This is a genomic window from Micromonospora krabiensis (assembly GCF_900091425.1).
GTDB classification, from domain to species: Bacteria; Actinomycetota; Actinomycetes; order Mycobacteriales; family Micromonosporaceae; genus Micromonospora; species Micromonospora krabiensis.
This window is the reverse complement of record NZ_LT598496.1, coordinates 4,768,040-4,780,726: the sequence shown is the minus strand read 5'-3', so window position 1 is coordinate 4,780,726 and position 12,687 is coordinate 4,768,040. Positions and strand designations below refer to the sequence as shown.

Genomic DNA, 12,687 nt, shown 5'->3' with positions numbered 1-12,687 from the left:
GCGGTGACCACCAGCGAAGATGACCTGTGGCGGCTGCTGCGCGAGGTCAACGGCATGCCGTACGGGGCCGGGCAGATCGCCGCCCTGGAACAGCTGCTCCGGCGGGTCGACGCGGCCGACGACCGGCACCTGGCCTTCACCACCCGGATGCAGGCGACCACCGCCTACATCTACGGTGGCGAGCCGGCCAAGTCCTTCGTGACGTTCTCCTGGTGCCTCTCCGAGTTCGACCGGGACCCGCAGCCCTACCACGCACGGCACGCCCGCCAGCTGCTCTGGCACTTCAAATACATGGTCAACGGGATGTTGACGTTCCCGGAGGTGCCACTCGACCGCACGTACGCCGTGCTCGACGACATGGAACGGCGCTACCGAGCCGGCGGGCAGAGTCTCCAGGCCGTCCACAAGCACCGGTTCCGGGTCGCCGACCACATCGGTGACACCGAGGCCGCCGCCCACTGGTATCGGCTCTGGCAGACCACCCCGCGTGACGACCTCAGCGACTGCGCCGGCTGCGACCCGACCACCCAGGTGCAGTACCTGACGGACACCGACGCGTACGCCGACGCGGTGACGCTCGCCGAGCCGGTGCTCGCCGGGCGCCTCAGCTGCAACGAGCAGCCGCAGGCGATCCTGACCGCGCTGCTCCTGCCGTACCTGCGCACCGGCCGGCACGACGAGGCCCGCAGCGCGCACCGGGAGGCGTACCGGCGGCAGCGCGGCAACCTCTCGGACCTGTGGGACATCGGCCAGCACGTCGAGTTCTGCACGTTGACCGGCAACGAGGCGCGCGCCCTGGAACTGGTCGAGCGGCACCTCGACTGGCTGGACCGGGCGCCCTCGCCGGCAGCCGCCATGCACTTCGCCGCCGCCGCGGCCGCCGCGCTGCGCCAGGTCGACGGCGACCTGGCCGTCTACCGGCGGGCGGCGGGCGACCGACCGGCCGCCGATGTCCCGGCGGCCCAGCTCGCCGACGAACTGGCCGACACCGCTACCGCCCTGGCCGCCCGGTTCGACGCCCGCAACGGCACCGCTCACCAGTCCGCGCTGGTCGCCGCCCGACTGACGACCCGACCGACCGGTGCGCACCTGCCGCTCTCGGCGAGCCTGCGCCGCCGGCCCGCCACCGTCGCGGCCGGCCCGGCCGGAGCCGGCGGCGCGGCGCCCGCCGACGACGCCGTCGCGGTGCCGCCCGCCCCGGTCGAGGTGCCCGCCGACGCGAGCCCCGACGACCTGCTGGACCTCGCCGAGGACCACTGGCGACGGCACGACCGGGACACGTTCCGGGCCGCGCTGGCCGCGTACGACGAGCGGTTCGCCGGCTCCGAGCTGCCCCCGGCGACCGTCGCGCACCGGACGGAGCTGCGATCGGCCGAGCTGACCGACGCCGGGGACAACCCGGCCGCGGTCGAGACCGCGCGAACGGCGCTGTCGGCGTACCGCGAGCTGGGCGACGATGTCCGGGCCCACATGGTGGCCGGTCGGCTCGGGGTGCTGCTCAGCATGACCGAGGAGGGCGCGGAGGAGGGGTTGGCGCTGGCCACGGCCGCCGCCGAGGCGCTGGAGACGATCGGTGACGCCCAGCGACGCACCGCTGGGCACGATCGTGTCGTGTTGGCGCTGGTGCACGGGCGGCGTTGGGCCGAGGCGCTCGCCGCGCTCGACCGGGTGCCGGCCGACGCCGGTGGCGACCCGTACCTGGCACTGCGGGTGGCCCTGCACCGTACGCACCTGCTCGAGGAGCTGGAACGGGAGGACGAGTTCCGGGCGGCGGCCGCGCACAGCCGTGAGCTGGCCCGGGAGCTGGGCGTCGGCGAGCTGCTGATGACGGCCTCCCTCGCGTACGCCCGGGCCACCGACGACCCGGAGGAGGCGGTCGACGCCTGCGACGAGGCCCTGCGCGTGGCGCCCACCGCCGCGCTGCTGCCCGTCCGGGTCGCGCGGGGCCGGGCGCTGATGGGGGCCGGACGCGCGGGCGAGGCGGTGGACGACTTCGCGGAGGCCGTGACGCTCTGCGTGGAGCAGGGGGCGGAGGGCGACGCGTTCCTGCGCTGGGAGCTGGCGAACGCGTACCGCGTGGCCGGACGGCTCGGCGAGGCGGCCGAGGTCGCCGAGGAGGCGGTGCTCGGGCTCGACCGGCTCGGCGCGCAGGCCGAGGCGGACCGCTGTCGGCACCTGCTCGCCGGCGTCTACCAGAGCCTCGGCGAGATCGACCCGGCGCTGGTGCTGCTCGACCAGCTCGCCGCCAACTTCGACGGCCCCGACACCCTGCCGCACCGGGGTCAGGTGCTGGAGGAGGCCGGCGGGATCCTCTACGACGCCGACCGCGACGCCCTGGCCGCGCAGCGGTTCGGGGCGGCCGCGCGGGCGTACGAGCTGGCCGGGCTGCGCCTGGACGAGCTTCGGGTGCGCCGCCGGGAGGTGCACGCGTGGCTCTGGTCCGGCGACGGCGCGGCGGCGGCGCGCACGCTGGAGGTGCTGGACCGTCTCGCGGCGACCGTCGCCGGTGGGGCGGACCTGTCGCCGCCGGAGACGTACGAGCTGGCGCTCGCCGCCGAGGCCGGCGCGCGGGTGCTGGCCGCCGACGACCGGGAGGACGCGGCGCTGGACCGGCTGGCCGGGGTTCCCGAGCGGCTCCGGTCGATCGAGGCGTTCGGCGAGGCGGCGCAGAGCGAGGTGTTCGGCGGCGAACTGCTGCTGCGGCTGGGCCGGCCGGACGAGGCGGAGCGGGTGCTGCGGGACGTGCTGCGCGGGCTGCCCGCCGGCCGCGGTCCGGCACAGCAGGCCGCCTGGCTGCTCGCCAGGGCCCTCGACGAACTGGGCCGCCCGGACGAGGCGAACGCGCTGCGCGCGGAGCACGGGCTCGACCACGAGCACTGACCGAGGCGGGGCGGGCGGGCCGGTGGGCCTGCCCGCCCCGGTGAGGTGTGATCAACCGCCCGGTAACCACGCCTCCACCTCGCGCTGCCACAGGTCTACGCTTGCCCGGTGAGCGTGGAGCAGCAGGCACGGGGCGCGGCGGGCGCGGGTCGTCGCCGCTCCCGCAAGGACGAGATCCTGGAGATCGCGGTCGGTCTCTTCGCAGCCCGCGGCTACCACGGCGTCTCGATGGACGACATCGGCGCGGCCGCCGGCGTCACCGGCCCGGCGCTCTACCACCACTTCGCCGGCAAGGAGGCGATGCTGGTCGCCGCGCTCATCCCGGTGAGCGAGGGGCTGCTCGCCGGCGGGCGGGAGCGCGCCGCCGGCCACCCCGACGACCCTCGCGGCGCGTTGGAGTCGCTGATCGACTTCCACGTCGACTTCGCCCTGGCCAACCCGGCGGTCATCGCACTGCACCTGCACGAACTGGACCGGCTCCCCGACGAGCCGCGCCGTCGCATCCGCCGGCTCCAGCGGATGTACGTCGAGGAGTGGGTCACCGTGCTCACCGCCCTGCACCCCGGCATGTCGGCCGGTGAGGCGCGGGTGCTGGCACACGCCGCGTTCGGCCTCATGAACTCAACACCGTTCCTCGGTGGCGAGGTCGACCGTCGCCGCCGCGCCGAACTGCTCCGCGGCGCCACCCTGGCCGCCCTCCTGGCCTAACCCCACCCCCCACCCCCCCGCCCCCCGCCTCCCGCCTCCGGCCCTCGTCTCGCCCCGGTGATCAAGAGGTTTGCGTCAGGATCCGGCCGGATCCTGACGCAAACCTCTTGATCACCGAGTCAGGGCGGGCCCGAGCCGAGCCGTGCGCGCCGATCCGGGGTCGGGTGGGGGTGCTCGTGGAGGGCGGGGGTGGCATGGTTTCCTGACAGGCGTCCCGACATCTGGACACTGGGGAGGAACCATGATCGAGTCACTGCTGGTGGCCAACCGGGGCGAGATCGCCCGCCGGATCATCCGTACCGCCAAGCGGCTCGGTGTCCGCGCCATCGCGGTGCACTCCGAAGCCGACGCCGACCTGCCCTTCGTCACCGAGGCCGACGAGGCGGTCTGCGTGGGCCCGGCCAACCCGGCGCAGAGCTATCGCAACACCGAGGCGATCCTCGCCGCCGCCAAGTCGACCGGAGCGCAGGCCATCCACCCCGGCTACGGGTTCCTGTCGGAGAACGCGGACTTCGCCCGTACGGTCGAGTCGAGCGGCCTGATCTGGGTCGGACCCGGCGCCGACGCGATCGACGCGATGGGCGACAAGATCAATGCCCGGAACCTCATGGCGGCGGCCGGCGTCCCGGTCGCGCCCGGCACCACCGAGCCGGCGGCCGACCTGGCGGCCGCTGTCGCCGCGGCGGCCGAGATCGGCTACCCGGTCATGGTCAAGGCCGCGGCCGGCGGTGGCGGCATGGGCATGAGCGTGGCGGTCGACGAGGCTGCGCTGACCACCGAGTACGACAAGGTGCGCGCGTTCGCCGAGCGGATGTTCGGTGACGGATCGGTGCTGATCGAGCGCTACTTCCCCCGGGTACGCCACGTCGAGGTGCAGATCCTCGGCCTCGCCGACGGTCGGGTCGTGGCGCTCGGCGAGCGGGAGTGCTCGGTGCAGCGGCGCAACCAGAAGCTCGTCGAGGAGTCGCCGTCCCCCGCGCTCACGCCGGAGCTGCGGGACCGGTTCCTGGCGGCGGCGGTACGCGCCGGTGAGGCGGTCGGCTACCGCAACGCGGGCACGGTGGAGTGCCTCTTCGACCCGGGTACGAACGAGTTCTTCTTCCTGGAGATGAACACCCGGCTGCAGGTGGAGCACCCGGTGACCGAGCTGGTCTACGGCCTGGACCTGGTGGAGGAGCAGCTGCGGGTGGCGTCGGGTCTCGCCCCGACGTTCGACCCGGACGCCCTGACTCCGCGAGGTCACGCCATCGAGCTGCGCGTGAACGCCGAGGACCCGAAGCGCTTCCTGCCCGGCCCGGGTGTGGTCAGCGTGTGGAACGAGCCGGTCGGCGAGGGGGTCCGGGTCGACTCCGGGTACGTCGCGGGCAACACGGTCACCCCGTTCTACGACAGCCTGATGGCCAAGCTGATCGTCAGCGGCGCCGACCGGGCCGAGGCGATCGAGCGGGCGAAGGCGGCGGTGGCGGCCTTCGAGATCAGCGGCCCGAAGTGCAACCTGCCCTTCTTCGCCGAGCTGCTGGAGAACCCCGAGTTTCTCAGCGGCGACTACGACACCGCCATAGTCACCCGCCTCCGCTGACCCCCGCGCCACCCGCACACCCGCGTGGTGATCATGAGGTTATTGCCGCGACACGCCGATGCGGAGGGCAATAACTTCATGATCACGCGAGACCGGGCGGGGGTGACATGCTGGGGGTACCGAGGACCAGCACCGCGTCACAGTGAGGTGACCCCTTATGACGAGCCTGCCGAACTCCGTGTCGATCCGTGAGGTCGGGCCCCGCGACGGCCTGCAGAACGAGGATCCGATCCCGACCGACGCCAAGGTGCGACTGCTCGACGCCCTCTCCGGCACCGGCGTGAAGCGGATCGAGGCGGTGTCCTTCGTCCACCCGAAGGCGATCCCGCAGATGGCCGACGCGGACGAGGTGTGGCAGCGCGCGCGGAAGGCCGACGGCGTGCGCTACTCGGCGCTGGTGCCGAACACACGCGGGGCGCAGCGTGCCCTGGCTGCCGGGTTCACCGAGATCGAGGTGGTCGTCTCGGCGAGCGACACGCACAACCGGCGCAACGTCAACCGGTCCACCGAGCAGTCGCTGGACGACATCGCCGAGCTGATCGACCTGCTGCACGGCGCGGGCGCCCGGGCCGAGGTGATCGTGGCGACCAGCTTCGGCTGCCCCTACGAGGGGGACATCGACCCGCGGCGGGTCGCCGGCATCGTCGACCGCGTGGTCCGCGACGGCGCGGACCGGGTCGCGTTCGGCGACACCACCGGCATGGGTACGCCCCGGCGGGTCCGCGACCTGCTGACCGCGGTACGCGATCGCAACGCCCACATTCCCGTGCTCCTGCACTTCCACAACACCCGGGGCGCCGCCCTGGCCAACCTGCTCACCGCCCTGGAGTTCGGGGTGACGGAGTTCGACGCGAGCGTCGGCGGCCTCGGCGGCTGCCCGTACGCGCCGGGCGCGAGCGGCAACCTGGCCACCGAGGAGGCGGTGCACATGCTGCACGACATGGGCATCGACACCGGGATCGACCTGGACGCGCTCGTCGAGGCGGCGGAGCTGGCCGAGCGGCTGGTCGGTCGGCAGCTCCCGTCCGGCGTGCTCCGCGCCGGCCCCCGCACTCGCCTGACCGCCGCGTAACAGCGGCCGGATCGTCGAAAAGCCGGCCCCGCGTGACCGACGGCGACGCCGCAGGGGTCGGCTCCGCGTGACCGACGGCGACGCCGGAGGGGCCGCTCGTGTGCCAGCCCCTCCGGCGTCCACGGTCGGGACGGGACGTCAGCCCACCGTCGCCGGCGCGGCCGGCCAGCTGTCCTGGAAGATCGTGGCTCCGGCGTCGGCGGCGCGCTCGGCGGCGCCGCTGCGGGTGCCGGCGAAGAGGTTGGTGACCCGGTTCGCCTCGGTGCTGCTCGGGTAGGGGTTGGTGCAGCTGGTGCCGGCGCTGCCGCCGGACATCAGGATCGCGCAGTTCCCGTTGTAGTTGTCGGGCAGGCCGAGGATGTGCCCGATCTCGTGGGTCATGATCCGCAGTGGGCTGTACTGCTGAGCCTGCTGGGTGTCGATGTAGACGCGACCGTTGCCGAGGCTGGTCCGCACGGCGTACGAGCCACCGCCGGTGATCTGGTAGATCCGCAGGTTGCTGCCGCAGTTGGCGGTGAGCGTCAGGTTCGAGGTGGCGTTGTTCCAGATCGAGGCGGCCTGGTTGGCGATGCTGGCGTAGCTGGGCGCCTGGCTGGTGTTGTAGCAGATCGTCATGGCGGCGGCGGCGGGCGACGGGTTGGCGACCGTGACGCCGAGGGTGGCGACCGCCGTCGTGATCGACGCGGCGGCGAACCGCTTGATGCGAGAGGTCATCTCTGACTCCATTCGGAAGGGGGTGTCAGGAGCCTAGACATATACATCCATTAATTTCAATGTCTCGCGTCGAGCCGACGGTCGCTCGCGCGAGGCCCGGCCTCCGGGTGGTCCGACGTCGCCGGAATGCGATAGCCTAACGATCGTTCAGGTCGGTACGGCGAGGGAGTCGGCGTGACGCTCGACGGTGAGGCACTGGAGCAGCTGCGCAAGCGCGCCCGCGCCGGCGGGGCGGACAAGTACCACGCGGCGAACGCCGCCAAGGGCAAGCTGTTCGCGCGGGAGCGGGTCGCGCTGCTGGTCGACGAGGGCAGCTTCGTCGAGGACGGCCTCTACGCCAACGCGATGGCCGAGGGCCTGCCCGCCGACGGCGTGGTCACCGGCACCGCCACGATCGACGGCCGCCAGGTGTGCCTGATGGCCAACGATTCGACCGTCAAGGCGGGCAGCTGGGGCGCGCGTACCGTCGAGAAGATCATCCGGATCATCGAGCGGGCCTACGCGACCGGCGTGCCGATGGTCTACCTGGTCGACTCGGCCGGCGCCCGGATCACCGACCAGGTAGAGCTCTTCCCCGGCCGTCGCGGCGCCGGCAAGATCTTCTGGAACCAGGTCCGCGCGTCCGGCTCGATCCCGCAGGTCTGCGCGCTGTTCGGCCCGAGCGCGGCCGGCGGGGCGTACATTCCGGCGTTCTGCGACGTGGTCGCCATGGTCGACGGTAACGCGAGCATGTACCTCGGCTCCGACCGGATGGTCGAGATGGTCACCGGCGAGAAGACCACCCTCGAAGCCATGGGTGGCGCCAAGGTCCACTGCGCCGAGTCCGGTGTCGGGCACTTCCTCTGCAAGACCGAGGCCGAGGCCCTCGACGTGGTGCGACGCTACCTGTCCTACCTGCCGGCCAACTGGACGCAGGAGCCGCCGACCGCCGCGGCCACGCCCGCGCCGGAGAAGGCCGACCTCGCCGCGCTGGTGCCGGCGAGCGAGCGGCAGGCGTTCGACATGCGGAGGTACGTCAAGGGCCTGCTCGACGAGGGCTCCTTCTTCGAGATCCAGGCTCTGTGGGCCAAGGAGCTGACGATCGGCTTCGGCCGGCTGAACGGCCAGGTCGTCGGCGTGGTCGGCAACAACTCGATGTTCAAGGGCGGCGTGCTCTTCGTCGACTCCGCCGACAAGGCGACCCGGTTCGTGCAGCTCTGCGACGCGTTCAACGTGCCGCTGCTCTTCCTGAGCGACGTGCCCGGGTTCATGGTCGGCAGCGCGGTGGAGAAGCAGGGCATCATCCGGCACGGCGCCAAGATGATCACCGCGATCTCCGAGGCCACCGTGCCGAAGATCTGCGTCGTGGTCCGCAAGGCGTACGGCGCCGGCCTCTACGCGATGGCCGGGCCGGGCTTCGAGCCGGACGCCACGATCGCCCTGCCCACGGCCAAGATCGCCGTGATGGGCGCGGAGGCCGCGGTCAACGCCGTCTACGCCAACAAGATCGCCGCGATCGAGGACGAGGCCGAGCGGGCCGCGTTCGTGGCCGCCAAGCGCGCGGAGTACGAGCGCGACATCGACATCGTCCGGCTCGCCAGCGAACTGGTCGTCGACGCGATCGTTGAACCGCACGACCTGCGGGACGAGTTGGTCCGCCGGTTCACCGCCGCGCGCGGCAAAGAACGGCACTTCTCGCGGCGCCGGCACGGCGTCACCCCGGTCTGACCCGCACCGACCCGTCCCGGCCGGCGTCACGAGCGCCCGGCGGACCCGTCCCCCAGGAGGAACCCATGGACTTCCGGCTCACCGAGGAGCAAGAGGCACTGCGGGAGAGTGTGCGGGACTTCGCCCGCGAGGTGGTCGCTCCGGTCATCGCCGAGCACTACGAGAAGCACACCTTCCCGTACGAGGTGATCCGGCAGATGGGCAAGATGGGCCTGTTCGGGCTGCCCTTCCCGGAGGAGCACGGGGGCATGGGCGGCGACTACTTCGCGCTCTGCCTCGCTCTGGAGGAGTTGGCCCGGGTCGACTCCAGCGTGGCGATCACGCTGGAGGCCGCCGTCTCCCTCGGCGCCATGCCGATCTACCGCTTCGGCACGGCCGAGCAGAAGGCGCAGTGGCTGCCGAAGCTGCTCAGCGGTGAGGCACTGGCGGGGTTCGGGCTCACCGAGCCGGGCACCGGCTCCGACGCGGGCGGCACCCAGACCCGCGCCGTGCTGGACGGTGACGAGTGGGTCATCAACGGCTCCAAGGCGTTCATCACCAACTCGGGCACGGACATCACCGCCCTGGTGACGGTCACCGCGGTGACCGGGGTCCGCGCGGACGGCAGCAAGGAACTGTCCACGATCATCGTCCCCAACGGCACCCCCGGCTTCACCGTCGCGCCCGGCTACTCCAAGGTCGGCTGGACCGCGTCCGACACGCACGAGCTGACCTTCGACGACTGCCGGGTGCCGGCCGGCAACCTGCTCGGCGAGCGGGGCCGGGGCTTCGCGCAGTTCCTGCGCATCCTCGACGAAGGGCGCATCGCCATCGCCGCGCTGGCGGTCGGCCTCGCCCAGGGCTGTGTGGACGAGTCGCTGAGGTACGCGAAGGAGCGGCAGGCCTTCGGCCAGTCGATCGGCAGCTACCAGGCGATCCAATTCAAGATCGCGGACATGGAGGCGAAGGCGCACACCGCCCGGCTCGCCTACTACGACGCGGCGGCGCGGATGCTCGCGGGCGAGCCGTTCAAGCGGCAGGCGGCCATCGCCAAGCTCCACGCAAGCACGATCGCCGTGGACAACGCGCGCGAGGCCACCCAGATCCACGGCGGCTACGGCTTCATGAACGAGTACCCGGTCGCCCGCTTCTGGCGGGACTCCAAGATCCTGGAGATCGGCGAGGGCACCAGCGAGGTCCAGCGGATGATCATCGCCCGCGACCTCGGTCTCTGACGGGCGCCGCTGTCGGAAATCGGCACCGGCGCGTCGGCAGCCCGACGCTCGACTGCCGGAGGTCGGACCCGATCCGTAACCTTCCACCCCATGACTCCGGCAAATGATCGATCGACCGCTCAGGGTGGTCGTGTCGGTCTGCCGGACCTGCTGCGTGGGCACCGGCTGGCCGCCGGGCTGACCCAGGCCGAGCTGGCGGCCCGCGCCCGCGTCGGCGTACGGACCGTGCGTGACCTGGAGCGCGGCCGCTCCTCCCGACCGCAGCGGACGACGGTCGACCTGCTGGCCGACGCGCTCGACCTCGACGGTGCCACCCGGGCGGCCTTCGTCACGGCCGCCCGGGGCCCGTCCGCCGAGGCGCCGTCCGCCGCGCCACCCGCCCCGGCCGACGGCGGTGAACCGGTCTCGGCGGGCGCGCCGATCGCGCTACCGCCGCCCGTCGAGCTGATCGGGCGGGACCGTGACGTGGCCGAACTCGTGGACATGCTCAGCGACGAGACGGGCCCCCGGCTGGTGAGCCTGGTCGGGCTGGCCGGCGTGGGCAAGACCGCGCTGGCCCTGACCGTGGCGCACTCCGTCGCCGGCAACCACCCCGGTGGCGTGGCGGGGGTCCTCATCGGCGAGGGTTCGGACGGGCCGGACGTACTCGCCGCCTCGGTGGCCGTCCACGGCGCGGCCCGTGTCTCGGAGCTGACCGCCCGGGTGGCCGGCCGCCCGGCGCTGCTCCTCGTCGACGCCGCCGAGCGCGCGGCCGACCCGGTGGCCGAGGCGGTGCACCGGCTGGTGGCCGCGGTGCCGTCGCTGCGGGTGCTGGTCACCGGCCGGCATCCGGTCGGCCTGCCCGGCGAGCGGGTCTGGCCGGTCGTACCGCTGGAGGTGCCGCCGCCGGAGGCCGACCGATCCGGGTCGGCGGCGCTGGCCGCCTGGCCGGCGGTCGCGCTGTTCACCGCCCGTCTCGCCCAGGTACGCCGCGAGCCGCCCGCCCCCGACGAACTGCCCGCCCTGGCCGCGCTGGTCCGGCGGCTCGGCGGGTTGCCGCTCGCCATCGAGCTGATGGCCGCCCGGGGCCGCATCCTCGACCTCACCGAGCTGCTCGACCGGTACGGCGACCGCGTCCTCGACCTGGCCGCGCCCGGCGACGGCGGGCCGCACCCCGGATGGGAGCGGCCCCTCGGCCCGGACCCGTCCCGCCCGGCGGTGGCGGTCACCCTGCGCGACGCGGTGGCGGCCAGCTACCGGTTGCTGGCCCCGGACGAGCGGGCCGCCCTCCGCCGGCTGGCCGCGTTCGGCAACCGCTGGTCGGTGGACCTGGCGGAGGAGATGCTCGCCGCCGACGACGATCCGGACGGGACGGTCGCCGTCGACCCGGTGCCGCTGCTGGACCGGCTCGCGGAGCTCGGCCTGTTGGGCGTACGGGGCTCCGGGCGGCTCCGGTTCCGCCTGCTCGACGCCGTCCGTGACTTCGCCGCCGAGCAGGCGGCGGCCGCCGGAGAGTTGACCTGCATCCGGCGTCGCCACGCGGCGGTGATCGCCCGTCTGGTGGTGCGCACCGCCCCGGATCTGGTCGGCGCCCGGCTTCCCGAGGCGGTACGCCGGCTCGACGAGGTGAGCAGTGACATCAGCTCCGCCCTGGCCCACGCGGCCAACGACGACCCGATGACCGCCCTGCGCTTGGCGGCGGGGCTGTCCCGCTGGTGGCGGTTCCGGGGTCGGGACGTGGCCGGACGGCAGTGGCTGCGCCGGCTGTTGGCCGATCCGCGGACCGCCGACGCCGATCCGCTGCTGCGGGCGTGGGCGTCGGTCGGGGTGGCCCAGCTCGCCGCCGAGCACGGGGCGGGTGGGGAGGAGGTGCCCACGGCGCGCGATGCCCTCGACGTGTTCCGTCGGGTGGGCGACGTGACCGGCGAGCTGGCCGCGCGTACGGTGCTCGGCGTCCTGCTGGTCGGTGCCGGGCAGCAGGACGAGGCGCGGGATCAGGCGGAGTCGGTGCTGCGGCTGGCCGCGCGCAACGGGCGGATCCGCGACATGGCGGTGGCGCAGAACCATCTCGCCTGGCACGAGCTTCGGGCCGCCGACCTCACGGCGGCCCGCCGTCGCCTCGCCGCGGTGGACCGGCTCGCCGTCCAGTGTGGCGAGCGGCGGCTCCGGGTGCTGGCGCTGGCCAACCTGGCCGAGGTGGCGCGCCTCGAGGGCCGGTACGCCGACGCCGTCGACCAGGGCCGCCGTGCGGCGGCAATGCTCGCGGAGTTGGGTGACCCCGGCCATCGGCGCCGGGTGCTCGGTCGGGTCGGCATGGCGCTCGCCCAGGACGGGCGCGCGGCGGAGGCCGTCGAGGTCCTGGCGGAGCTGCGCGCGTTCGGGCCGACGACGGTCGGGCGGCCGACTCGGCGGGACAACCCCGTGCCCCGGCAGCGGACCGCGTCGCAGACCGTCCACCCGGGTGGGTGGAGCGGAGGCGCCCACCCCGAGGAGGGCATCTGCGCGCTGATCGAGGGCAACCTCGCGCTGCACCGGGGCGACCGGGAGCTGGCGGCGGAGTGGTTCGCGGCGGCCGTCGAGGCGGGCGCGGAGGGGCAGGACCGGCGGGACGTGGTCGAGGCGCTGGTCGGGCTGGCCGCCAGCACCGGCGACCCGGCGGTGCTGGACCGCCTGGATCGGGCGTGCCAGGAGGACGGGATCCGACTGCTGCCGCAGGAGGAGGGTCTGCTCTACGCGCTGGTCGTGACCTGGGGCGGCCCGAGCCACTGAACGTGCGTCACGGGCGGGCCGAGCCGGGGGCCCGGGCCGGGCGGTGGGAACACGGGCCGGCGGGG

General features: G+C 73.7%; 8 protein-coding genes. 7 read left to right on the top strand and 1 reads right to left on the bottom strand.

Annotation, left to right across the window (positions count from 1 at the left end; all coding sequences use genetic code 11):
• Positions 1-3 precede the first annotated feature (3 nt).
• The 4 genes from GA0070620_RS21865 (at position 4) to GA0070620_RS21850 (ending at position 6,239) form a co-directional block, all read left to right on the top strand.
• Positions 4-2,880, top strand: a complete 2,877-nt coding sequence (locus GA0070620_RS21865) for a hypothetical protein (protein ID WP_157741689.1) — start codon at positions 4-6, stop codon at positions 2,878-2,880.
• Between the two features lie 108 nt (positions 2,881-2,988).
• Complete coding sequence (locus GA0070620_RS21860; RefSeq protein WP_091593739.1) at positions 2,989-3,588, top strand: TetR/AcrR family transcriptional regulator; 600 nt, start codon at positions 2,989-2,991, stop codon at positions 3,586-3,588.
• 241 nt (positions 3,589-3,829) lie between these two features.
• Positions 3,830-5,167 (top strand): acetyl-CoA carboxylase biotin carboxylase subunit, encoded by a 1,338-nt coding sequence (locus GA0070620_RS21855; RefSeq protein WP_091593737.1) that lies wholly within the window; start codon positions 3,830-3,832, stop codon positions 5,165-5,167.
• A 157-nt stretch (positions 5,168-5,324) separates the two neighbouring features.
• Positions 5,325-6,239, top strand: coding sequence for a hydroxymethylglutaryl-CoA lyase (locus tag GA0070620_RS21850; RefSeq protein WP_091593735.1), 915 nt, complete (start codon positions 5,325-5,327; stop codon positions 6,237-6,239).
• Positions 6,240-6,377: 138 nt separating this feature from the next.
• Here the strand turns inward: GA0070620_RS21850 and GA0070620_RS21845 are convergent, their stop codons facing one another.
• The gene (locus tag GA0070620_RS21845; protein ID WP_091593733.1) at positions 6,378-6,953 is read right to left on the bottom strand and encodes a snapalysin family zinc-dependent metalloprotease; all 576 of its coding nucleotides are present in this window, start codon (positions 6,951-6,953) and stop codon (positions 6,378-6,380) included.
• Between the two features lie 174 nt (positions 6,954-7,127).
• On the opposite strand from GA0070620_RS21845, the gene GA0070620_RS21840 reads away from it, so the two are divergent.
• The 3 genes from GA0070620_RS21840 to GA0070620_RS21830 all read left to right on the top strand — a co-directional run bounded on the left by GA0070620_RS21840 (position 7,128) and on the right by GA0070620_RS21830 (position 12,622).
• A complete protein-coding gene (locus GA0070620_RS21840; protein ID WP_091593731.1) occupies positions 7,128-8,660 on the top strand; it encodes an acyl-CoA carboxylase subunit beta in 1,533 nt (510 codons plus the stop codon).
• Positions 8,661-8,725: 65 nt separating this feature from the next.
• The gene (locus GA0070620_RS21835) at positions 8,726-9,874 is read left to right on the top strand and encodes an acyl-CoA dehydrogenase family protein (RefSeq protein WP_091593729.1); all 1,149 of its coding nucleotides are present in this window, start codon (positions 8,726-8,728) and stop codon (positions 9,872-9,874) included.
• A gap of 90 nt (positions 9,875-9,964) precedes the next feature.
• A complete protein-coding gene (locus GA0070620_RS21830) occupies positions 9,965-12,622 on the top strand; it encodes an ATP-binding protein (protein WP_091593728.1) in 2,658 nt (885 codons plus the stop codon).
• Positions 12,623-12,687 lie beyond the last annotated feature (65 nt).